This window comes from Mucilaginibacter sp. SG538B (assembly GCF_013376065.1).
Taxonomy (GTDB): domain Bacteria; phylum Bacteroidota; class Bacteroidia; order Sphingobacteriales; family Sphingobacteriaceae; genus Mucilaginibacter; species Mucilaginibacter rubeus.
The window spans coordinates 1-24,468 of sequence record NZ_JABMJI010000007.1; the positions used below are offsets into that span (position 1 = coordinate 1).

Genomic DNA, 24,468 nt, shown 5'->3' on the forward strand with positions numbered 1-24,468 from the left:
TTCCGAACAGAGAAGTCAAGCCCGCCAGAGCCGATGGTACTGCGGTAAAACGTGGGAGAGTAGGTCGGTGCCACCCTTTATCACTTTCAATAGTGTAACCAACGCAAAAGCCTTAGCTAATTACTAAGGCTTTTTTGCGTTGGTAGCCTTTTTTGATAAGCCTGCCTCAATCTCGCCAATCAACTATTTACCCGGTGGCCCGGCGAAGGCATCGTCACCGGTAAAAAACACTGTTCCATTTTTATAAGGCTGAACACTTGTTAATTTAGCGCAATAATGATACTTAATAAGCAGATTGTTACGAACGGGTCAAAACCTCCTTTCAGTCGGTATGAACGGATTGCTATTGATAATCAGTAAGTTATAAAACATCGTTCCATTAGTAGAACACCCTGTTTTTAACATTGGAACACTGACAATATAGTATCACCACTTTGATTAAAAGGCGTGGTAATCGTATCACTTTTAAGATATACTCAATATTCGGGGCTTTTAGTAGCTAACTGATAATTCGACATTAAAAAAATTACTCCAATTAAAAAAAGTACGCTATATTCACGGTGTCAAATTAAGTGTTAATCTCACACTCAGTATAAACCAAATCAGTGATAGTCATGATGTTTAAACAGGTATTTCATAAAGGCGCAAAAGTTAGGCAATCGATTGCGTGGTTTATTTTTCTTTTGGTTGGCTTGTCCGCCATGCCGGCTATGGCAGTTATTAAATCTTTCAAAAAGTCGGCTGATGGCGTTACTTTCACGCTCGACAAAGGTTTGATGAAAGTGCTTATCCGCAGGGACGATATCGTTGAAGTAAAATATACCATCTTTGATGCTTTTGAGACCAAGTCATCATTGGTTGTGAGTAATAAATGGGTTCAGCACTCAGCGTACCAGGTTACTGATGGGAAAACCGAGGTGGTTATTACTACGGCAAAGCTGAAAGTAAAGATCAATAAGGCTACCAATGCTATCACCTATACCGATTTGAAGGGTAACGTGATTACTGCCGAAGACAGCGACAATAAATCCATTACTCCGGCAACCATCGCGGGGATCAGCACTTATAACGTTACTACACAATTTGCGTCGCCGAAGGATGAGGCCTTGTTTGGTTTAGGCTGCCATCCCTTAGATTCTATGTCGATCAATTATAAAGGCCGTAACCAGGACCTGGCTATTAAATATCTTACAGGTGCTATCCCGGTGCTGTTATCAACAAAAGGCTATGGCTTAATGTGGGATAACTATTCGGCCAGTAATTTTTATGGTGCCGAAGCGGACAACACTAAATTTAAATATGTATCCGAAAGCGGTAAACAGGTTGATTATTTCTTTTTTTACGGCCCTGGCTTTGACCATATCATCGATCTTTATCGTACAGCTACCGGCAAAGCGCCGATGTTTGGTAAATGGGCTTACGGTTTGTTTCAATCGCAGGACAGGTATCTGAGCGAGGACGAGATCCTTACTGTAAAGGATAATTACCGCAATAATCACATCCCTGTTGACGTGATTGTGCAGGATTGGTACTATTGGGACCCATTGCCGATAGGTTCACATGTAATGAAACCGGAACGTTACCCGCATCCACAAAAATTGGTTGATGCTTTGCACGCGGCCAATATCCACGCCATGATCTCCATCTGGCCGGTGTTTGGCAAAGGCACTCCTAACTATGACGCGCTGAACAAAATGGGAGGTTTAACTGATATCACCTGGGATAACGTGGTTACCCATACTTTTGATACTTATTACGATGCCCATAACCCTAAAGCCCGTGAACTTTACTGGGACCAGGCCCGCGACAGCCTCATTAAGCGCTACGGCTGGGATGCCTGGTGGATTGATCAGTGCGAGCCGGATAATGGCGCGTTGCTTGACGCCCGCCGTCAAAGTAATTTTGCTATAGGCAAGGGCATTGATTATTTTAACACTTATTCCCTACAACACACCAAAGGCGTATACGAAGGCTGGCGAAGGGATATTCCGGGTAAACGTGCTTTCTTTTTGGTAAGGCAGTCTTTTGCCGGCGAGCAGCGCAACGCCTCTACATTATGGTCGAGCGATATTGAATGTACTTTTCATGATTTTAAAGACCAGGTACCACAAGGTATTAATACCTGTACCTCTGGCATCCCTTACTGGACGTCAGACATCGGCGGTTATCACTATCACTGGAAACCTGCCGATTGGTCGCAGCCGGATAAGCGCGAGTTATTTACCCGCTGGTTCCAGTTCGGTACGTTTTGCCCTATTTTCCGCATCCACGGTAAAGGTGAGCGCGCTATCTTCAGCAAAAACTGGGATGAAAATACAAGATCGATCCTGCTTAACTTTGATAAACTCCGTTACCGTTTGATGCCATACATTTACTCACTGGCAGGCCGTGTAACTAACGATAACTATACCATTATGCGTTCGCTGGCATTTGATTATCGCGGCGACAGCAAGGTTTACGGCATTCCTGACCAGTATATGTTTGGGCCGGCCTTTATGGTTAACCCGGTAACCGAACAACTATATACTTCAAGTGATGCGGATAAAAAAGCCAAGGCCCGCCAGGTTTACCTGCCTGCCGCCAGCAAATGGTATAACTTCTGGACTGGCGAGCTGCTTGACGGCGGCCAAACCATCAGCGCCGCGGCACCTATCGAGATTTTGCCATTATATGTAAAAGCAGGCTCAATTATACCAATGGGCCCGGATGTTGAATATGCTACCGAAAAACCAAACAGCAATATCGAGCTTCGGATTTACCCCGGCGCTAATGCCTCATTTAAGTTTTATGAGGATGAAAACGATAACTACAATTACGAAAAAGGACAATCAGCTACATTTACGTTAAGCTGGAACGATAAAACACGTAAACTTAGCATATCCGATACTAAAGGTCATTTTCCGGGCCAGCTGAAAAGCCGCACGTTTAATATTGTGATGGTTAAAGGCGCTCATGGCTCGGATGTAGCTTTAACTGCCAAGGCTGATAAGGTTGTTAAATATGCAGGTAAAGCGATGGTAGTGGCGCTATAGATTTGTCATTGGGTCATTAAGTCATTCATCGAGTTAGCCGCACCCAAACCCTCTCCAAAGGAAAGGACTTTAAGAAATGCCGCTTTTTAAGTCTCCCTTTTTTGGGGAGACTTAAAGGGGCTAACGCGTTATCTATCCATGACATAATAAAAGAAGAGGTGTCATGCTGAGGTTCTCGAAGCATGGTGGGCAGGCCTCTGCGCGCGAGTCTTCGACGGGCTCAGACTGACAGGCCCCTTTTGTCATTTCTCCTTCAGAGATAACCGGATTTAAATACTCACATTGAGATGTTTTTTTATTATCCTTTCTTCACCACCTTCTTTCCCTTATTCGCTTTCATTTTTAAATTCAGCACCTCTACCAAAACAGAGAACGCCATGGCGAAATAGATGTAGCCTTTAGGGATATGCTGTTCAAAAGCTTCGGCCAAAAGCGAAACGCCAATCAGCAGCAGGAATGACAGGGCCAGCATTTTTACAGTAGGGTGCTTGTTTACAAATGAGGCTACCCCGTTTGATGCCCACATCATAATGCCTACGGCTATAACAACGGCCAGGATCATAATCTCCACGTGGCTGGCCATTCCTACGGCGGTGATCACCGAATCGAGCGAGAAGACGATGTCCAGCAGCATGATCTGGATGATTGTGCCCCAGAACGAATGCTTTTTTACTGCGCCTTCGTTTTCTTCTTCACCTTCAATTTTATGGTGGATCTCGGCAGTACTTTTATAGATCAGGAACAGGCCGCCAATGATCAGGATCAGGTCGCGGCCGGAAATAGCCAATTTTTCAACCCATTCCGGGCTGGTAATACTCAAAACCGAACTTAGGTTAAACAAGGGGGCGGTAAGCGTCATTACCCAGCTAATGGATAATAGCAGCAGGATACGGGTGATCATGGCCATGCCCAAACCAATCCGCCTGCCCTTGCTTTGCTGGGCGGCAGGCAATTTATCAGACAGGATGGAAATAAATATCACGTTATCGATCCCTAAAACGATCTCCAAAAGCGTAAGTGTGATCAGGGAAATCCAGGACTCGGCCTGGGTAAACATTTCAAAACTCATAGGTAGCAGGTATTTGTTTCTTCCCAAAAATAACAAAACCCCTGCCGTTACTGGCAGGGGCTGGTAAAAATCTGATTTTATTCCTTATTCAACGGTAACCGACTTGGCCAGGTTACGGGGCTGATCAACATTACAGCCGCGCATTACAGCTATGTGATAAGCCAGTAACTGCAGCGGGATGGTTGCAACTAACGGTACAAACGCCTCATTGGTTTGCGGAATTTCTATCACATAATCGGCCATGCCTTTTACTTCGGTATCGCCTTCGGATACAATAGCAATTACGTGGCCTTTGCGGGCTTTTACTTCCTGTATGTTACTGATCACCTTTTCGTACGATGAATGTTTAGTGGCGATGAATACTACAGGCATTTCGTCGTCAATTAAAGCGATAGGGCCATGTTTCATCTCGGCGGCGGGATAACCTTCGGCATGGATGTAGGAGATCTCCTTGAGCTTTAAAGCGCCTTCCAGGGCTACAGGGAATGAACTGCCTCTGCCCAGGAACAGGCAATTGGTCGAATCTTTAAACCGGGCCGCGATTTGCCGGATATGTTCGTTTGATTTCAGCGCCTCCTGTACCAGGTTCGGGATCTCGTTTAAGCCGGTTAAATATTCAACCATTTTGCTTTGGGTGATTTTACCCCGCTGCTGGGCTATATAAAAAGCTATTAGTGTTAACACGCTTACCTGGGCGGTGAAGGCTTTGGTGGATGCTACGCCAATTTCGGGCCCGGCATGGGTATAAACGCCCGCATGCGTTAAACGCGGAATAGATGCGCCGACCACATTGCAAATGCCGAAAATGGTAGCGCCTTTTTCCTTAGCCAGTTCAATGGCGGCCATGGTATCTGCTGTCTCTCCCGATTGGGAAATGGCTATCACCAGGTCTTTTTCGGTAATGATTGGGTTGCGGTACCTGAACTCGGAGGCATATTCAACTTCTACCGGCACACGCGCATATTCCTCAATCAGGTATTCGCCTACCAAACCTGCATGCCAGGAGGTGCCGCAGGCCACGATAATGATCCTGTCAACGTTTTTAAGCTTCTCGGTGTATTCCTTAATACCACCCAACTGAACTTTACCCTGCTGAGGGTAAATACGGCCGCGCAGACAGTCGCGGATGGAACGAGGCTGCTCATAGATCTCTTTCATCATGAAATGGTCGTAGCCGCCTTTCTCTAGCATTTCCAGCTTTAAGTCCAGTTCCTGGATATAGGGGGTCTGTACCGAATTGTCGATGTTTTTTACCAGCAGGTTTTCACGGTGTACATAGGCAATTTCGTTATCATTCAGGTAAATCACATTTTTAGTGTACTCCACAATAGGTGTAGCGTCTGAAGCTATGAAGTATTCGCCTTTGCCTACGCCAATTACCATGGGGCTGCCTTTACGGGCTGCAATAAGCAGATCGGGCTCATCGGCACTCATGATCACAATGGCATATGCGCCTATTACTTTGTTTAATGCCACGCGCACGGCATCTTTCAAATCAAGGCCGGTTGCTTTTTGGATATCCTCAATCAGGTGTATTAAAACTTCGGTATCTGTATCGCTTTTAAAAACATGGCCTTTTGCCGCAAGGGTTTCCTTGATCACGCCATAGTTTTCAATAATACCGTTGTGGATAATGGTAAGCCTCCTGTCGCCCGATGAATGGGGGTGCGAGTTACGGTCGCTCGGTTCGCCGTGGGTGGCCCAGCGGGTATGGCCCATTCCAATTGTCCCCTTCAGGTCAATCCCCTTCACAAAATTTTCAAGGTCCTCAACCTTGCCGGCCTTTTTATAAACTTTAAGGTCATGATCAAGCAGGGCAACACCGGCACTGTCATAGCCCCGGTATTCGAGCCTGTGAAGCCCTTTTATAACGATGGGATAAGCATCCCTGAATCCTATATAACCAACAATTCCGCACATAAAATAATCAAGTATAAATGTTAAACGCCGCAAAATAAACAGCTATATAACACATATCTGCAATAATTATTTTGATTTTTTTCGAAAATGAGGAAGTTTTAAAATACTTAAAAAAGTATTTTAAAAAGTGTATTTGCCTTAAACAAAAAAATCCCCTAAGCGGGGATTCTTTTGTTTATTGAGAGATATCTTACTTGCGAACCTTGGTATAAATGATGTTCATGCGGATGCTGTAACCCGGGGTTGACTTATCACTCCCTACTATCACCGTACGGGCTGCCGTTTGTGTTGACGGTGCCACGTCAATACCAGTTGTGGTGTTAATAAGTGTAGTATCAACCGGGGCAATGTAGGTACCGTAATCAACTGTTTTTTTACGGATCAGGTCCTGAACAAAAGCCGTAACCAGGAAGTGGTATTCTTTTTTGGTACGGTCATACCTGCCGCCAAATAAACTTGTTTGCGAACGCGGGTCACTTGCCGAGGCATCCTGTATCAGTGCCCGTTGTTTGGCTATATCCAGCTTGTACATGGTAAGCTTAGGTAAAGGCGCATAAGGTACACCTGAACCGGCACGTGGTGTTATTACAATTTCGGCACGGTTTAATACTATCGATGAGTCAACAAGCTTGTCAAGGCCCGGGAAACTAAGCTTAGCCCTTAAGCCTGCAAGCCCCTGGAGGTAAACCGTATTTTGCGATGTTGTTGTATTATTCAGTGCTGCCTGGATAGTAGTACTGTAGGTATGCGTAATTTCGGCAGCACGGTTAAAGAACGGCAGGGTTACCGATGCAGTATCAATAGTACTGCTTGTAGTACTGGTAGCAGCAGTAACAACTTTATAAAATACATCAATTTGCGATGAGGCCAGATTAAGCTGTATAATACCGCCGGCATCACTGGCCTGTGCCTTGTCTAACGAAAGGTAAAGACCTTTTACAGTACTTTGAAAGGTTGTTGGTGATGCAAGTACAGCACCGCTTGCATTAAACAGGTTGTTATAGATAAAGGCTTTACTAAGCGGCACACGTAACTGAGGTGCTACGCGCTGAACGGTATCTAATGTGTCGGTACGGATGCGTGCTATGGTGATACTATCATGCGTACGGGCTGTGAAGGTCTTAGAGCCAAGCAAAGTGCCCAGATCGGCATCCCAGTGGTTATTACTGTAGTAGGTTTTGCTTTCTACCTTTTGTTGAAGCTGATACACGTTTATTTTATAGCGTGAAGCCAGCGAATCGCCATAAAAACCGTCAGAATATCTAAGCACAAGTACAGCCGAGTCAATTGTCAGAGTGCCTGCAGGAACAGTGTAAGCGGCGCCGTTAGGCAGGTTAACACCTAAAGCAACAATACTTTTTGTTGTGCCGAATACAGGATCGGTAAAGTTGGCAAGTGGTGTCCGGGTTTGACCCGAGGTAGCCACAGTATCATCAACAACAGTGTTAATAACGATGTTAGTATCAACTATCAGGTTGCCATTGATCTCGTTTTGATCATTGACGCCCAAACCAATACCATCCTGGCGTTTACAACTGTTCAAAATAAAAAGACTTATTAACAGGGTCAATAAGTCTAATCGGAAAAATTTCATATATAATATTAAGTCTTATGCAACATCCACCAATTCGTCGTTGGTAATTTCGTCGTAAAAATTGTAATAATTTTCGAAATCTGCGGTAGAATCAAATTCTAAAACCGATTTATTGCTGTTTTTAACATTATTTAACACATCTGCATCAATATCAGGGCTGCCCAAAACGATACCGTCTGAGTAGTGGATTGCACCGGCATACAAGGCCGAATTGGTGCCGCCTTTGTACGGCTCCACATGCTGCTCGTTCATATTGCTCATGATGGCTTTTGTAGCAAAATCATTGTGCAATTGCTCTTTAAAATCATTTTCATAAATAGAGTAAATGATTTTTGAGTGCTTAAATGTAGGATCGTCTTTGTAGGTTGTTTTCAGATAAGCAGGCACAAGCGCGCTCATCCAGCCGTGGCAATGGATCACATCCGGTGCCCAGCCTAATTTCTTAACAGTTTCCAATGCACCTTTGCAAAAGAAAATCATACGCTCGTCATTGTCGGCATAAAACTTACCGTCTTTGTCTGCAAATACATGCTTACGCTGAAAATATTCTTCATTATCCAAAAAATACACCTGCATACGCGCCGCCGGGATAGATGCTACTTTGATGATCAGCGGGTTATCATTATCGTCGATAATAATATTCATACCCGACAACCTGATCACTTCATGAAGCCTGTTCCTGCGCTCATTGATATTGCCGAAACGCGGCATAAGGATACGGATCTCGTAACCTTTCTCCTGCATGGCCTGCGGAAGTTGGCGTGTTATTTCAGCAATTTTTGTGAGTTCAAGGAAAGGGGACATTTCATGAGTTATAAACAAAAGCTTAGATTTACCCATCACTAAATCAGTATTTAAAATGTAAAGAAGTCAAAAAATTTGAGTTTGCAAATATAACTATTATTATATAAACTGCCAACGAATTATGCAAGTAACTTTTGGTTATTTTTAATCAATTGTACACCTTTGCCAAATTTTGTAACACCTATTACGTTGAAAATATTCAGCACTAAAAATGAGATAACCGATTATTTTAACCGTAAGCCGGTAAAAGTAATTGGCTTTGTACCAACCATGGGCGCATTGCATAAAGGGCACCTGGGTTTAATTGAACTGGCAAAGCAGCAAAGCACGCAGGTTGTTTGCAGCATTTTTGTAAACCCCACCCAGTTTAACGACCCTAAGGACCTTGAAAAATACCCCCGCCCTATTACTGACGATATCCGCCGCCTTGAGGAAGTTAACTGCGATATTTTGTTTAATCCGCAGGTTACCGAGATGTATGCTGATAATGAAAAATGGCATTTTGACATGGGCGATCTGGAATACCTGCTGGAAGGAAAATTCAGGCCCGGGCATTATCAGGGAGTTACTCAGGTAGTAAATAAGCTGTTCAATATTGTGAAGCCCGATATCGCTTTTTTTGGGCAGAAGGATTATCAGCAGTTTATGGTGATTAGTAAAATGGTTGAGGTGCTGGAGATGCCCGTTAAGCTGGTGATGTGCCCGATTGAGCGTGAGCCCGATGGCCTGGCCATGAGCTCAAGGAATATCCACCTGACCCCGTATGACAGGGAACACTCGCTCATTCTCTCCAAAGCACTTAACTGGGTTAAGGAAAACTTCGATATCAACAAAATTGACACCCTGCAGCAGCAGGCAGCCCAAATGATCAGCAACGAACCCGGCGTTGAGCTGGAGTATTTTGAAATAGCCGATGGCAAAACACTGCATCATGCCACCCCAGCATCCGAAACTATTGTTGCCCTTGTTGCAGCACGTGTAGGTAAAACAAGATTGATTGATAATGTGTTGATTGGGTAGCGTGTGGTTCATAGATCATGGTTCATGGTTTTTAGCAAAATTGCTGGTAGTGGGTTGGTTTAGAATAACCATAAACTATTTACAATCAGCTAACAATTACTATGAACTATCAACTATGAACCATGAACTAAATATTCCTAACTTTGCGCCATGATAATTGAAATATTAAAGTCCAAAATTCACCGGGTTAAGGTAACGCAGGCGGAGTTGAATTATGTGGGCAGTATCACTATTGATGAAGACCTGATTGAGGCTGCAAATATCATCCCCAACGAAAAGGTTCAGATAGTGAACAATAATAACGGCGCCCGCTTTGAAACCTATGTTATCAAAGGCGAACGCGGAACAGGCACTGTATGCCTTAACGGCGCTACCGCCCGCCTGGCACAGGTTGGCGATATCGTGATCATTATGTCATACGCCTACATGGAGGTTGAAGAAGCCCGCAATTATGAGCCAATTTTGATATTTCCCGATTCAGATAATAAATTGATTAAGTAAATTAGCGGCGCCTAAGCCGCAATTTATGAAACCGCTTTTTACAATCGCCCTTTTTCTTCTTATTGCAACCGGGGCCTATGCCCAGCGCCAAAACGTTTACTTTATAAAAAATAACGGTAAGTATGTTGGTATACGTGATAGTGCCGACTATATCCGTGTGGTGCGTGAGCCAGACTCGGCTTCAACGTTATATAATGTTTTTGAATTTTATCCCAGCGGCTCTCAAAAACTCATCGGAAAATCTGTAAAGATCGATCCGCCGCAATTTGAAGGGCAATGTGTTACCTACTATGCTAATGGCAAAAGGCAATCGGTTATTAGCTATAAAAACGGGGTAAAGGCAGGTGAGGATATGGAATTTTATCCCAATGGCAGGTTATACGCACAGTTTTCGTATCCCGAAGGTAATAAAGACCGTACAGCCGACAGGTCTGGCAATTACCTCATCATAGCCAATAAAGATTCATTGGGAAACGACCAGGTTTCTGAGGGTAATGGCTACTTTAAAGGTTACGATAACAAATTTGGTTATGTTGAAGAAGAAGGCCCTGTAAAAGGCGGTAAACGCGATGGACAGTGGAAAGGTGATTTTCAAGACTTCAAAACTACTTTTACCGAAATTTATGATAACGGGGTGTTAATATCAGGCACAGCTACAACTAAAGAGGGAAAAGTTAATACTTACCTGAAATCTCGTGGGTTGCCTCCGCAATTTAAAGGCGGACTTGAGCGGTTCGGCAGGTTTTTATCAAATAATATCAAATATCCCGATGATGCCCTGCGTAAGGGTATTGAAGGTACTGTGGTGCTTTCTTTCGTTGTGGAAAAGGATGGAACATTAACAGATATTAAAGTGAGTAAATCTGTTGCTCCCATTATTGATGATGAAGCTGTGCGGGTGCTCAATAACTCGCCAAAATGGGTTCCGGGAACACAATTTGGCGTTCCGGTTAAAGTTAGATACAGCGTTCCGGTTTCTTTTGCGATAGGCAGGTAAGCTTAATTAGCCGGGTACGATCCAATTCCCAACGATACTTTCAGGCTCGCATCAGTTGCCGTAGCTTTACGCAGGCGATAAACCATCCGGATGCGTACGCTTGGCTGCCGCACCAGTTCGTCTAAAAAGTGTGAGTTGTCAATGTCAAGTACTATGCTGTTGCCGGCGTTGGGTTGGATATCTTTACGTATGGCCACCATCACCTCTTCACTGCCATCATTTTTAGCCATGTATACCCTTAATGACGCTATATTGCCAATGTTATAATCTGATGGGTCGCTCGACTGCAGTTTGGCTGATATGATGCGTACCTCGCTTATCCTGCTGGCATTGTTGCCATCTTTAGTAAAATCCTGGTCAAAGCTGTTACCCGTGCTTATTGCGGTTTCAGGTTCATCAACTTTGGCCGACGCCGGGATAACCATAGTAGCGGTATACGGGAATGTTGATTTAACAACTGATTGCAGCATAGCACAGCTGCCCCAAAATAAAATAGCCGCAAGCAACGGAAAAACAGACTTCTTTATCATAGTCCTTAAATATAACGTATTTGCGCCCTGGCGCAATTACAGGTTCAATTGGAAATTACAGGCCGGGCTGTAAGTAAATATAGTGAGATTTTACGGAAATAGTAAGCCTATTGTTTTAAGAAAATGTGCTCCGAAACTTAAAAAAGGCCCGGTGTTATGGCGACAATATTAAATCTGAAAAAAAACATGAATGGTGTTTGTTAAAACTCTATCTTTGCACCCCGACGCTGAAGTCGGGATTTCTTGGCTTTCAGCGCATAGGAAAAACCGTTTAAAGGCTTAGCAGCCTTTGACTTTTGACTTAGAACTTTTGACTTAAAAAAAGCCCTATGCCCAAAGACACCTCCATCAAATCCGTTCTGATCATTGGCTCCGGCCCAATCATTATCGGCCAGGCTTGCGAATTTGATTATTCCGGCTCACAAGCCGCTCTCTCGTTAAAAGAAGAAGGCATCTCCGTTTCTATTATTAACAGCAATCCGGCAACTATCATGACGGATAAAGTTATCAGCGATCATGTTTACCTTCTGCCGCTCACCTGCGAAAGCATTGAGAAAATTTTAACCGAACAGCAGATAGACGCTGTGCTGCCTACCATGGGCGGTCAAACCGCGTTGAACCTTTGTATCGAAGCGTCTGAACGCGGCATATGGGAAAAATATGGCGTTAAAGTTATCGGTGTAGATATTGCCGCCATTGAAAAAACCGAAAACCGCGAGGCTTTCCGCCAGCTGATGGTTGACATCGGCGTAGGGGTTGCCAAATCAAAGATCGCCAACTCTTTCCTTGAAGGTAAAGAAGGCGCGCAGGAAATTGGCTTCCCGCTGGTTATTCGCCCAAGCTATACACTGGGTGGTAAAGGCGCGGGTTTCGTTCACAAAAAAGAAGATTTCGACGCTGCCCTTAACCGTGGCTTACAGGCTTCACCAACCCACGAGGTATTGGTTGAACAGGCAGTATTAGGCTGGAAAGAGTACGAATTGGAGTTGCTGCGCGATAGCAACGATAACGTAATCATTATCTGCTCTATCGAGAACTTTGATCCGATGGGTATCCACACCGGCGACTCGATCACTGTAGCCCCGGCCATGACCCTGAGCGACCGCTGCTACCAGGAAATGCGTAACCAGGCTATCAAAATGATGCGCGCCATCGGTAACTTTGCCGGCGGTTGTAACGTGCAGTTTTCGGTAAACCCTGCAGATGAAGCGATCATCGCTATCGAGATCAACCCACGTGTGTCACGCTCTTCAGCCCTTGCATCAAAAGCTACCGGTTATCCAATTGCTAAAATTGCTGCCAAGCTGGCCATAGGTTATAATCTTGATGAAATTGAAAACCAGATCACCAAAACAACCTCGGCTTATTTTGAGCCTACTTTGGATTATGTGATCGTTAAAATACCTCGCTGGAACTTTGATAAATTCAAAGGCGCTAATAAAGAACTTGGCCTGCAGATGAAATCGGTAGGTGAGGTGATGGGCATTGGCCGCAGCTTTACAGAAGCCTTGCAGAAAGCCTGCCAAAGCCTGGAGATCGGTCGTGCCGGTTTAGGTGCCGATGGTCGTCAGAGCCGCAACCTCGAAGAGATCATGGCCAGTCTTGAGCATCCAAGCTGGGACAGGCTATTCCACATCTATGACGCCCTGAGCCTTGGTGTGCCAATCGAGTCGGTACGTAAAGTAACCAAGATCGACCGCTGGTTCCTGAACCAGATCCAGGAGCTGGTTAACCTGGAAACAGAGCTTCGCCGTTATTCATTGAACAACGTTCCCGAAGAATTCCTGTACACGCTAAAACAAAAAGGTTTCTCTGACGTGCAGATAGCCCACATTTTAGGCAACGTTACCGAGGAAGATGTGTACCAGCGCCGTAAGGCTTTAGGCATGCACCGCGTTTACAAAATGGTGGATACCTGCGCTGCCGAGTTTCCTGCTAAAACTCCATACTACTATTCAAGCTATGAAGGCGAAAACGAGTCGGTAGCATCTGACAGGAAAAAGATCATCGTATTAGGCTCAGGCCCTAACCGTATAGGCCAGGGTATCGAGTTCGACTACAGTTGTGTGCACGGTTTACTTGCTGCTAAAGAAGCAGGCTTTGAAGCCATCATGGTTAACTGTAACCCTGAAACAGTATCAACCGACTTTAACATGGCCGATAAGCTGTACTTTGAGCCGGTTTACTGGGAGCATGTACGCGAAATCATCGAGCTTGAAAAACCTTATGGGGTAATTGTTCAGCTGGGTGGCCAAACTGCGCTTAAAATGGCCGAGAAAATGCACGAGCACGGCATCCGGATCATCGGTACATCATTCAATGACATGGACATTGCGGAAGACCGCGGCCGTTTCTCCGACCTGCTGAAAGATCTTGACATCCCCTACCCTAAATACGGTGTAGCCGAAAGTGCGGAAGAAGCGCTTGAAGTTGCCCACAAGGTTGGTTACCCGGTACTTGTACGCCCAAGCTACGTATTAGGCGGGCAAGGTATGAGTATCGTGATCAATGATGAAGACCTGGAGAAAGCAGTGGTAAGCCTGCTGCGCAACCTGCCGGGCAACCGCGTGCTGATCGACCACTTCCTTGACCGTGCCGCCGAGGCCGAATCTGACTCGATCAGCGATGGTGAGGATGTACACATTGTTGGGATCATGGAACACATTGAGCCTGCGGGGATCCACTCGGGCGATTCATTCGCTGTATTGCCTCCGTTCGATCTGTCGGACAATGTAATCCACCAGATAGAAGAATATACCAAAAAGATAGCTAAAGCGCTTAACGTACGCGGTTTGCTTAACATACAATTCGCGGTTAAGGATGATAAGGTATATGTGATTGAGGCCAACCCGCGTGCTTCACGTACCGTGCCTTTCATCGCCAAAGCTTATGATGTGCCATACATCAACATAGCCACAAAAGTTATGCTTGAGGCCAATAAGCTGAGCGACTTTACCATCGAACGCAAGCTTTGGGGTTATGCCATCAAAGAACCGGTGTTCTCGTTTGATAAGTTCCCTGAAGTTACCAAGGAGCTTGGACCTGAGATGAAATCAACAGGTGAGGCTATCCGCTTTATCCCTAACCTGCAGGACCCATACTTCAGACACCTGTACAAAGAGAAATCAATGTATTTGAGTAAATAATTAAAACATTAAATTGCAGCCTTTGTAGTTTAATTGCTAATAACGTGAACCTGCAACCCTAATTGCAGGTTCACTATTGTTGTATTTAGTTGCTATAGATTGAAAGTTAATACGGCTAATGGTCAGGAAATCAACCTGAAGAGTGTTGATCCTGAAGATATGGATGATGTTTTAGTGAAAATTGAAAAATCATTTAACATCAGTTTAAACGATACATCGGTAAACGATGTGCAAAACTTTGGTAAACTTTGCGACGTTGTTGTTGAAAAGGTAAAGAAAACAAATGATGGCTGTACCACACAGCAGGCGTTTTACAAACTCCGTAATGCCATCAATACATCATCGGGGTATGATAAAGATATCATAAAGCCCCAAACCAAACTCGCTGATCTTTTTCCGCGCGATAGCCGTATTGAGGCTGTGGCCGCTATTGAAGAAGAGATGGGTTTCCAGATCCGGTTGCTTCAGCCCAAGCAATGGATAGTTAACCTGTTTTCCATGATATTGGTGGTTAGCTTTGTTCTGGCCTTTTATTACCTGGCCATAGGTATTGCCGGTATGGTAATAGCCGGGATAGGTTTAAAACTCGCGGGACGTTTTGGCAAAGAGATGCATGTAAAAACTATCGGCGACCTGGCCGAAAAAATTGCCCGCGAGCATTACATGAAATGCAAACGTGAAGCATCTGCAGTAAACAAAAACGAGGTTTCTGAAAAATTAAGGCAGCTCATTGTAACAAACGGGTAGGTGTTTATCCGGCTTGAATAGCTTTATTTATCTACCATTAATCCTTTTACTTCAAAGCTGATCCTTCGGCTGGGGTTGGTATTTACCTTATGCTGTTTTTTGCCGCTAACCGTATCGCCGGCCATATGCTGCAGGTCATCGGCAATAAATTGTTTAGCTGCTATTCCTGAAATGACTACCGTACGGCCCGCCAATTGCCTGGGGAGGTTTATCCCCGCATTGGTAAAATGGGCTGTTATAACCCGGTTGTTACCCGCATCCATTTCAAACCAGCCGCCTTTTTCTTTAGTTACTTTAATAACCTTACCGCTAACGGCCGTAGTGATCCGTGTTTTTTTACCCATAAAAGCTTCCAGTTTGGAGGCGGGCATCAAGGCTATCGTGTCGGGCTTTTCGCCAAATATCATTCCGTGGGGCAGTGGTACATGTTTTTGCGCAATAGCTGTATTAGCTATCAAAATGGATATGAACAGCGTTATGAGTTTCATAGTAAATTAATAACAGGTATACACCAAAAATGTTGCCGGATTTTGATGGTTTTGCCCCCGTGTGGAAGCAGTTAACTGGTTTTATTTGTGTTTGCAGCGCGGCGGAGCCTTTTGGTAAGTAATAAGTATGTTAATATTTGTTAAAATGTTACTTTAAAGTAATTTGCTACGTATTGATAAGTTAATTTTGCTTACTTACTACATATAACTTTTAAACTAACTCGTGAAAAAAAGCTTTACCAAAACAATTTTATTTGCCGCGTTTCTATTTGCCGTTGCTTTGGCCGGCACAAGCTGTGGTAAAAAAGGGAACATTACACCCGTAACCGTGCCTGATTTAACCACAATGGATGTGGTGACTACCGAAAGTGGAACCATAGCCTATACAGGCGGTTTATTTAATGGATCGACTGACGTGAGCCTGAGCAGCTACGGTATCTGTTACAGCGCCACCAATCAAACTCCTACCACAGCCGATAAGAAAACCACCGATACGGTAATTTTGTACGCCTATACTACAAAGCTTACCGGCTTAAGCCCTAAAACAACTTATTATGCACGGGCATATGCTGTAAACAGCGCGGGTACAGGCTACGGTAAAGTGGTGCAGTTTACCACCGGCGATGGTACAACATCGACAGGAGGAACAGTTAGCACATTGGCGGGCAATACCGCGGCCGACTTTGTTGACGGTTTGGGCGGCGCCGCTCTTTTCAACAGTCCGCAGGGGATAACCGTGGGTGCCGACGGCAATATTTATGTAGCCGATTCATTTAACAGTGCCATACGCAAAGTTACTGCAGCAGGAGATGTCACTACACTTTCGGGCAACGGTAGCATTGGTTATGTTGACGGCCCTATAGCCACCGCCCAGTTTTATGCTCCGCAAAGTTTGGTTACCGATGCAACAGGCAATATTTATGTAGCCGATTATGGCAATAATAATATCCGTAAAATTACCCCGGCAGGTGTGGTAAGCACTTTTGCAGGCAGCGGCGATGCCGGATATGCCGATGGTACGGGCACCAAAGCAACGTTTAACAGTCCGCGCGGGTTAGCAATTGATGGCTCCGGAAATATTTTTGTAGCCGATATGGGCAATAACCTGATCCGCAAAATAACCCCGGCGGGTGTTGTTACCACATTTGCAGGCAGCAGGGGTGCGAGCTACCTGGATAATGCAACCGCAACCAGCGCTACTTTCAATAAGCCCAACGGCATAGCTATTGATGCCAATAATAATATATATGTAGCCGAAACGCTTAATCATGCCATTCGTAAAATAACCCCGGCGGGTGTTGTTACTACTTTTGTTGGCGGTAATAAACGGACCGGAGTTGTTGGCAACCCGTCGGCCATTGCGTTTGATAAAAGCTGGAATCTCTTCATAGCCGATCAGAATGGCAGGATCCTGGAGATTACCAAGGATAAAGTATTAAAAGTAATTGCCGGTAACGGAACAAGCGGTTTTGCGGAAGGTGTGGGCACTGCAGGGATTTTTAACTCGCCGCAGGGTATTGCAGTTGATGCCGGCAACAATGTTTACGTAGCCGACTATTATAACAACCGTATCCGTAAGATTGTGCTGCAATAAGCTTAATTGTTTAAATATTTTCAGCGGGATAGTTTTTCTTTCGGGAAAAATTATCCCGCTTTTTTATGTGAGGAGAGGTGAAGTTACATGCAGTGGTTTTCTGCTGAAGGATCTTCTTCATAGCACAGAATTGTGTACAGAGGCGAAGAACGGGCTCGCGTCTGCATATGACTTGATAATTGCGGTCATGTTGAACTTGTTTCAACACCTCACGCGCTAAGCAACCATGCTGAGTAAACCGGCTACTTGTCCTGTGGGGTGCCGAAACAAGTTCGGCATGACGTGCAGGAGTAGTTCATTCACCTTCATGTAACCTTCCCTACCTCCCTAATTCTTTTTAAAATCATACGCGCCCCGCTCTACAAAATCAGCCACTTTTACGCGCACTCCCGTAACCTCGCCGTTTTGTACCATGAACGGAAATACAGCTTTCCCCAGCGTGGGATCAGAAAAAGTTACATAAAAGCGGTTACCGCCCAGTGGTTTTAGCAAGGCATACATTTTAGGGTGATGCTCAAAGCGCATTTCGAGGTTGTTGCCCTCGCCCTGGGTAACCTCCATGCTGCCATAAAAATCGTTGCTGTACTTGCCAATGTATTTGTTTGGCAACAACATTGGTTTGGGGTTTAACAGGACAGAATCCCTCAGCTTTTTATCTTCAGCCTGTTCGGTTGCGATATTGGCTTTGTATTGTTTTAAATAACCTTCGCTGTAATTGCGGAAGGGTTGTTTGAAATAAGCATCTAAAATATCCCAGCGCAGGGCCTCAAACAACTGGTTCTGATCGGTATTGGTTAATATGATGATGCCCAGGTTATCCTGCGGCGAAAGGGTTACTGACGACAAATAGCCGTTAACCCCGCCATCATGCATCACCAGCCTGTGGCCCGAGTAATCCTGGATAAACCAGCCTAAGCCATAAAGCTCAAAGTTATTTTCGCCGTTCATATGATGAACACTACTCACGATATCCTGCGGTACACGTGTTGCCTGGATGGCTGCGGAAGGGATCACCTGACGCTGCCCAACCTTACCATCGTTCAGTAAAGCAAGTACCCATTTGCTCATGTCATTTACCGATGAGCTGATAGATCCCGCAGGTGCGATCCCATCTATCTGGCAATAAGGGATTGGCGTAAGCCTGCCGTCGACAATAGTATGCGGCACCGTGCGGTTTAAGGATGTTGGCAAATCCTTGCTTAGGGCCAAAGTATTGCCCATGCCCAGTGGTGCAAAAATGGCTTCCTTTAAGTAAGCTTCCCATGAGTGCCCGTTGGTAACCTTCGGAATGATCTCGCCGGCCGTTAAAAATGCCGCGTTGGTATATCCCCAGCGTGTACGGAACGGATAAGTAGCTTTAAGCTTGCCCAAACGCTGAATTACCTCCTGGCGTGTAAGGTTGGTATTGTAAAAAGTAAAATCGCCCTGAAATGTCCGGAAGCCGAGGCGGTGGCAAAGGAGGTCGCGCACTATTACCTGGTCGCTTGCGTTTTTGTCTTCCAGCTTAAATTCCGGTATGTATTTGGTTACCTTGTCATCTAACGACAGTTTTTTGTTTGCCTCCAGCATGGCAAGCGCTGTTGCCGTGAAAGCTTTGGTATTGCTGCCTATCATGAACAGGGTATTTTCGTCAACCTTGTTCATGAGGCCGAGCTCTTTAATGCCATAACCTTTCATCAGCACAACCTTGTTATCTTTCACAATACAAACAGCTATGCCGGGCACGCGCCAGTTGGTTAATGCCTTGCTGATATAGAGGTCTAAACTGTCTTTAATGAACTTGCTCCTGTCGGCCCGCTGGGCGTTTACCGATGTGAAAAATAACATGCAGGCAGTGAGCAATAGAGGTATTTTTTTCATTACAGAGGGCTTTAGATTTCTTTATTGTGCTAATTTAACGCAAAATTTACAGTGACGTTATTTAATAAATAAAAATATCGCCGCTCTATTAATTCAAACTAAATGTATATGAAATTTTACCGTTCGGGATTATTTTTCCTTACTGCGCTATTGTTAATCTTACTGCAAAATACGGCCCGGGCGCAACGGGCCGCCGTTAACTGGACAAAAGACGGCTATCAGTATTACCGCATAACCGGCGGGCAAATTATCATGATTGATGCCCGCGATACCTCTAAAAAAACTGTTTTTATCACCAAAGAAGAATTGACGCCGGCGGGCAAAGCGCCTATCAGTGTTAAAAGGTTTACGGTGAGCGATGATAACAAAAAAGTGCTTATCAACACCAATACCAAAAAAGTATGGCGTTATGATACCCGTGGCGATTACTGGGTGTATGATTCTAATACCAAAAAGCTTTGGCAACTGGGAAAAAACCTGGCCGAATCATCATTAATGTTTGCCAAGTTTTCGCCTGATGGCAGTAAAGCTGCTTACGTAAGCGGACATAATATTTACATGGAAGATTTGGCCGATGGTTCGGTAAAACAATTAACTACCGATGGTACCCAAACGCTTATCAACGGTACTTTTGACTGGGCTTATGAAGAAGAGTTTGGCTGCCGCGATGGTTTCCGCTGGTCGCCGGATAGCAAATCAATTGCGTACTGGCAATTAGACGCCAGCAAGATCAAAACCTATTTGATGCTGAACACTACCGATTCGGTTTATCCCTATGTTGTGCCGGTTGAGTACCCTGTTGCGGGCGAAGATCCAAGTTCATGCAAAGTAGGTGTAGTTAACACCGCTACCGGTACAACTACCTGGATCAATGTGCCCGGCGATGCCGTACAGCACTACATCCCTAATATGGAATGGGCCGATAACTCAAACGAAGTTATTCTTGAACAACTGAACCGTGCGCAAAATGAAAGCCGCGTGTTTATCGGTAACGTGTCAAACGGTACCACCCGTGTTATTCGTGAGGAGCACAATGATTCATGGATTGATGTTAAAGCCCGTGTAGCCGGCGGCGACCCGGTGGGTTGGGGATGGATTGAAAAAGGCAAAAGTTTTTTATGGCTGAGCGAAAAGGACGGCTGGCGCCATTTGTATAAAATAACCCGCGAAGGCAAAGAAAGCCTGATCACCAAAGGTAACTATGATGTGATTGGCATCGACATGATCGACGAAGCTCTGGGTTATGTATACTTTATTGCTTCGCCGGATAATGCTACACAGAAATATCTTTACAAAATAAAATTAAGCGGCGGCACAGCCGAGCGTGTTTCGCCTGCTGATGAACCGGGCACGCATAGCTATGATATTTCGCCCAATGGTAAGGTTGCGCTGCATAATTTCAGCAACAGCTATACCCATCCGCAAAGCGAGGTGATCAGTTTGCCAGCTCACAAGCATATCGGCGGTACCGTAATAGCCGTTGATAAAAACGCTAAAAATAAACCCGAGTTTTTCAAAGTAAAAACTGTTGATGGCATTGAAATGGACGGCTGGATGGTAAAGCCGACCAATTTCGACCCCAATAAAAAATACCCGGTACTGTTTACCGTTTATGGCGAACCGGCCGGACAAACCGTAACGGATACCTGGGGAACAGGCCGTAACAGGCTGTATGAAGGCAGTATGGCCGATGACGGGTATATTTACATGTCGGTTGAAGGCCGTGGCGCCCCTGCCCCTAAAGGCACAGCCTGGCGCAAGGCTATTTACAAGAACATAGGTATCATCAACATCCGCGACCAGGCTATGGCTGCCAAAGAGATCATTAAATGGCCATTTGTCGATTCAGCACGTATAGCAGTGCACGGCTGGAGCGGCGGCGGTTCATCAACCCTTAACCTGATGTTCCAGTATGGAGATATTTATAAAACAGGGATAGCGGTAGCAGCGGTAGGCAACCAGCTTACTTATGATAACATTTACCAGGAGCGCTATATGGGCGTACCAACCGATGATGCCGGCCGTGCAGTGTTTATCAAAGGCTCGCCGGTTACTTATGCTAAGAATTTGAAAGGCAACCTGCTTTACATTCATGGTACGGGCGATGATAATGTGCATTACAAAAATGCCGAGCTGCTGATTGATGAACTGGTGAAATACAACAGGCAGTTTCAGCTAATGTCGTACCCTAACCGTACGCACTCGATATCGGAAGGCGAAGGTACAACACAGCATTTGCGCACGTTATTTACACAGTATCTGAAAGCTAAATGCCCTCCGGGAGGAAGATAACATATTAACAGGCAAAGCCCTCATATAGTCCATTATATGAGGGCTTTTGCGTTTGCCGGGAAAAAGAATATGCTGCTGTATCATTATGCTTTTTTTGAGCGTAACCATTGATATGAAACAAATTACGAATCCTGCCAAAGTGTTAGGCTTGTTAGCCATTGTTTTAGTAACCGCTTTTTGGGGCTGCCATAAAGAGAGGGCAACAAACAGCGAGCTAAACATATCCGGAAAATGGATTGTTCCTGCTGCTTTTTCAAAACAATGGACACAATATGAATACGATTTTAAAACCGATCACACATTTGAAGGTACTGTGACCAGTATCGACTCGGTTTCCAAAAAGCTTATCGGAACAGCGTCAAAAAGGGTTGGAAAGTATAAAATCCAGAATTCGATATTAACCTTGTATGATATAACCGATTATCAAAATAAAAACAATGCTTTTGGTCCGGTTTCCGAACTGGCGGCGGTTAGCAACGTCATTGCGGTAACGGCGAACTACACTATGGTTTTAAATGCCGGAGGGAATGTACTTACGTTGACATATATATGCGGACCGGCCGACGATTGTACCGCGCCACAGGGTGTGAACTATTTTAAGCAATAACCGATTTATAATTCTGCGGGATATGAAAAATGCCAGTGACAAGTGTTACCGGCATTTTTTTGGAGATGTTTTAGTAAGTATCGGTAATTTAATAGTCTTCGGCATTTAAATGATCTATAAACGAGTCCCCATTTTTTGAGGGTGATTTTAACGGCTCGGTATCAAAATCACTCTTGCGGCCAAGCATAGTGAAGTTTTCGGCCACAATTTCGGTAGTATATTTTTTTATACCTTCCTTATCCTCAAATGAGCGGGTGCGGAGTTTGCCCTCAATATAAACCAGCTTCCCTTTTGAAAGAAACCTGGCCGCTACTTCTGCCAGTCCCCGCCACATTACAATATTATGCCATTCGGTTTGTTCAACCTTGCGGCCATCTTTGTTAAAAGTTTCGGAAGTAGCTAAAGGGAAACTCGTAACAGATACGCCACCTTCTAAATTCCGCACTTCAGGGTCTTTGCCTAAGTGGCCAACGAGTATTACTTTGTTTATTCCAGACATGCCATAAATTAACGCAAAATTATTTTACAAATTAAAAATATTTTTTAATAATATAAAAATGATTTTTGGTAAAGCTAACTCCGGCAGGTTCTGAACGTTAATTTTAACCCAGTTTTCGTGCGTTTTGAGTGGCTGGTTTTCAATTTTTATCAGCCTTACAAAAAGCCGCTGATGGGTAAGGATGTGTTTATGCACCGGCGAGATTTCAGTAGCTTCAATATCATCACCAAAAACAGCTAAAACTTCGGGGTGTTTCAATAGCGCTGTCAGGGTTAAAAGTGAGCTTGTTTCTACCATAGGTAAGTCAAACATATTGGCCCAGATGTCTTTATCGCCCCTTTTGTTCATCAAAAAGGTATCGCCGTTGGTTACCAGGAAATAATTAAAAAAGCGCTCACGTACTTTTACCGTTTTTAATTTCACCGGAAGTGCGGCTACAGCATTGGTGTTGAAGGCCACGCAGCCCAGGCGGACAGGGCAAATACCACAGGCCGGATTTTTAGGTTTGCACAGCATGGCGCCAAACTCCATCATGGCCTGATTGTGCAGTCCCGGCATTTTCTTATTAAGAAAATCATTGGCAGCCTGTTGAAATGTTTTTTTACCCCCGGTTGAGTTGATTGGTTCATAGATACCCAGGTATCGCGCCAGTACACGGTAAACGTTACCGTCTACCACGGCTTTGGCTTCATTAGCCGCAAACGAAGCGATGGCGGCAGCCGTATATTCGCCAATACCTTTTAGTTTTATCAGTTCATTATAGCTATCCGGGAAACGGCCGTTATGGAGCTCCTGTACCAACCGGGCCGTTTTTAGCATGTTGCGCCCCCTGGAGTAGTAACCCAGTCCCTGCCATAGCTTCAGGATTTCATCTTCATGAGCAGCGGCAAAACTGCTTACATCAGGATATTTTTCCAGGAAACGATAAAAATATGGCATGCCCTGTTCTACCCGGGTTTGCTGCAGTATGATCTCAGATAGCCAGATCACATAAGGATCGGTAGTATTGCGCCAGGGCAGGTTTCGTTTGTTGTTTAAGTACCATTGTACCAGTTCGTCGGTAAAATTCATTGTTGTAAAAGTAATTAAGAAACAAGAAGGCAGGAAACAAGAAGGCAAGAATCAGGAAGCAAGAGGAGAGGGCAGGAGGCATAGTCATGAAGCAGACAATCAATATTTAAAAATCAGGCGATAAATATTGGCAACTAACCTGTGAAAGTACAAGGCCTTTGCTACCAGTTGGATTGATAGATTTTCATACTTTTTTTCACACTTCTTTACACCGGCAAATTGATGTTTAACCAGTAATTTATAAGCCTCTCATACTCAAAATTGTAACGAAAATGTAGGTTTTACGCCGCTGGCAAAAAAAAACGGATAAATATTTCGCTGTTAACGGATAAAGCAATACTTTTGCAACCCCAAAACAGTTAAGTATTTATAAAATTAAATTAAGTAAATAAGATATGACTAAGGCAGAAATTATAACTGAAATCTCATCAAAAACAGGTATAGAGAAAGTAGACGTGCAGGAAACTGTTGAGGCGTTTTTCAAAGTTGTTAAAAGCTCGATGGTTGGCGGCGAAAACGTATATGTAAGAGGATTCGGTAGCTTTGTGGTTAAAAAAAGAGCTAAGAAAACAGCACGTAACATTTCAAAAAATACTGCCATCATTATCCCTGAGCACTTTGTGCCAAGCTTTAAACCGGCCAAAACTTTTGTTGAGAAAGTAAAGTCAGGTAACAAAACCAGCAAAAAATAATTATA

At 44.5% G+C, this 24,468-nt stretch carries 19 protein-coding genes; 10 read left to right on the forward strand and 9 right to left on the reverse strand.

Annotation, left to right across the window (positions count from 1 at the left end):
- The first annotated feature begins 614 nt into the window (after positions 1-614).
- Positions 615-3,032 (forward strand): TIM-barrel domain-containing protein, encoded by a 2,418-nt coding sequence (locus FHW88_RS27445; RefSeq protein ID WP_176628766.1) that lies wholly within the window; start codon positions 615-617, stop codon positions 3,030-3,032.
- A gap of 298 nt (positions 3,033-3,330) precedes the next feature.
- Here FHW88_RS27445 and FHW88_RS27450 read toward each other — a convergent pair whose 3' ends face one another.
- The 4 genes from FHW88_RS27450 to FHW88_RS27465 form a co-directional block, all read right to left on the reverse strand.
- Positions 3,331-4,101 (reverse strand): TerC family protein, encoded by a 771-nt coding sequence (locus tag FHW88_RS27450; protein ID WP_176628767.1) that lies wholly within the window; start codon positions 4,099-4,101, stop codon positions 3,331-3,333.
- Positions 4,102-4,185: 84 nt separating this feature from the next.
- A complete protein-coding gene (gene glmS / locus FHW88_RS27455; RefSeq protein ID WP_090534611.1) occupies positions 4,186-6,021 on the reverse strand; it encodes a glutamine--fructose-6-phosphate transaminase (isomerizing) in 1,836 nt (611 codons plus the stop codon).
- A 190-nt stretch (positions 6,022-6,211) separates the two neighbouring features.
- Positions 6,212-7,615: a DUF4270 domain-containing protein gene (locus tag FHW88_RS27460; RefSeq protein WP_176628768.1), complete on the reverse strand. Its 1,404-nt coding sequence runs from the start codon at positions 7,613-7,615 to the stop codon at positions 6,212-6,214.
- A 15-nt stretch (positions 7,616-7,630) separates the two neighbouring features.
- Positions 7,631-8,455, reverse strand: a complete 825-nt coding sequence (locus FHW88_RS27465) for a glycogen/starch synthase (RefSeq protein WP_176628769.1) — start codon at positions 8,453-8,455, stop codon at positions 7,631-7,633.
- Positions 8,456-8,581: 126 nt separating this feature from the next.
- Here FHW88_RS27465 and panC point away from each other — a divergent pair, with 126 nt between their 5' ends.
- The 3 genes from panC to FHW88_RS27480 all read left to right on the forward strand — a co-directional run bounded on the left by panC (position 8,582) and on the right by FHW88_RS27480 (position 10,937).
- Entirely contained in the window at positions 8,582-9,439 is an 858-nt protein-coding gene (gene panC, locus FHW88_RS27470) for a pantoate--beta-alanine ligase (protein WP_255485466.1), read from the forward strand.
- A gap of 150 nt (positions 9,440-9,589) precedes the next feature.
- Positions 9,590-9,940, forward strand: a complete 351-nt coding sequence (panD, locus tag FHW88_RS27475) for an aspartate 1-decarboxylase (protein ID WP_090534618.1) — start codon at positions 9,590-9,592, stop codon at positions 9,938-9,940.
- 25 nt (positions 9,941-9,965) lie between these two features.
- A complete protein-coding gene (locus FHW88_RS27480) occupies positions 9,966-10,937 on the forward strand; it encodes an energy transducer TonB (RefSeq protein WP_176628770.1) in 972 nt (323 codons plus the stop codon).
- A 2-nt stretch (positions 10,938-10,939) separates the two neighbouring features.
- On the opposite strand, the gene FHW88_RS27485 is transcribed toward FHW88_RS27480, so the two are convergent.
- The gene (locus tag FHW88_RS27485; RefSeq protein ID WP_090534622.1) at positions 10,940-11,467 is read right to left on the reverse strand and encodes a hypothetical protein; all 528 of its coding nucleotides are present in this window, start codon (positions 11,465-11,467) and stop codon (positions 10,940-10,942) included.
- Positions 11,468-11,796: 329 nt separating this feature from the next.
- Here FHW88_RS27485 and carB point away from each other — a divergent pair, with 329 nt between their 5' ends.
- Entirely contained in the window at positions 11,797-14,613 is a 2,817-nt protein-coding gene (carB, locus tag FHW88_RS27490) for a carbamoyl-phosphate synthase large subunit (RefSeq protein WP_090534624.1), read from the forward strand.
- A 99-nt stretch (positions 14,614-14,712) separates the two neighbouring features.
- Complete coding sequence (locus FHW88_RS27495) at positions 14,713-15,360, forward strand: hypothetical protein (RefSeq protein WP_176628771.1); 648 nt, start codon at positions 14,713-14,715, stop codon at positions 15,358-15,360.
- Positions 15,361-15,383: 23 nt separating this feature from the next.
- Here the strand turns inward: FHW88_RS27495 and FHW88_RS27500 are convergent, their stop codons facing one another.
- Positions 15,384-15,848, reverse strand: a complete 465-nt coding sequence (locus FHW88_RS27500; RefSeq protein WP_176628772.1) for a DUF4920 domain-containing protein — start codon at positions 15,846-15,848, stop codon at positions 15,384-15,386.
- 223 nt (positions 15,849-16,071) lie between these two features.
- Between FHW88_RS27500 and FHW88_RS27505 the strand changes: the two genes are divergently transcribed.
- Positions 16,072-17,442, forward strand: a complete 1,371-nt coding sequence (locus FHW88_RS27505; RefSeq protein WP_176628773.1) for an NHL repeat-containing protein — start codon at positions 16,072-16,074, stop codon at positions 17,440-17,442.
- Positions 17,443-17,769: 327 nt separating this feature from the next.
- Here FHW88_RS27505 and FHW88_RS27510 read toward each other — a convergent pair whose 3' ends face one another.
- Entirely contained in the window at positions 17,770-19,302 is a 1,533-nt protein-coding gene (locus tag FHW88_RS27510) for a serine hydrolase (protein ID WP_176628774.1), read from the reverse strand.
- Between the two features lie 108 nt (positions 19,303-19,410).
- Here FHW88_RS27510 and FHW88_RS27515 point away from each other — a divergent pair, with 108 nt between their 5' ends.
- Positions 19,411-21,594 (forward strand): S9 family peptidase, encoded by a 2,184-nt coding sequence (locus tag FHW88_RS27515; protein ID WP_410505747.1) that lies wholly within the window; start codon positions 19,411-19,413, stop codon positions 21,592-21,594.
- 112 nt (positions 21,595-21,706) lie between these two features.
- The gene (locus FHW88_RS27520) at positions 21,707-22,201 is read left to right on the forward strand and encodes a hypothetical protein (RefSeq protein WP_139160079.1); all 495 of its coding nucleotides are present in this window, start codon (positions 21,707-21,709) and stop codon (positions 22,199-22,201) included.
- 88 nt (positions 22,202-22,289) lie between these two features.
- Here the strand turns inward: FHW88_RS27520 and FHW88_RS27525 are convergent, their stop codons facing one another.
- Positions 22,290-22,700: a single-stranded DNA-binding protein gene (locus FHW88_RS27525; protein WP_090534639.1), complete on the reverse strand. Its 411-nt coding sequence runs from the start codon at positions 22,698-22,700 to the stop codon at positions 22,290-22,292.
- A 24-nt stretch (positions 22,701-22,724) separates the two neighbouring features.
- On the reverse strand, positions 22,725-23,771 hold the full coding sequence (mutY, locus tag FHW88_RS27530) for an A/G-specific adenine glycosylase (protein WP_176628776.1): 1,047 nt from the start codon (positions 23,769-23,771) through the stop codon (positions 22,725-22,727).
- Between the two features lie 395 nt (positions 23,772-24,166).
- Between mutY and FHW88_RS27535 the strand changes: the two genes are divergently transcribed.
- Positions 24,167-24,463: an HU family DNA-binding protein gene (locus tag FHW88_RS27535; protein WP_090534644.1), complete on the forward strand. Its 297-nt coding sequence runs from the start codon at positions 24,167-24,169 to the stop codon at positions 24,461-24,463.
- The last annotated feature ends 5 nt before the right edge of the window (positions 24,464-24,468 follow it).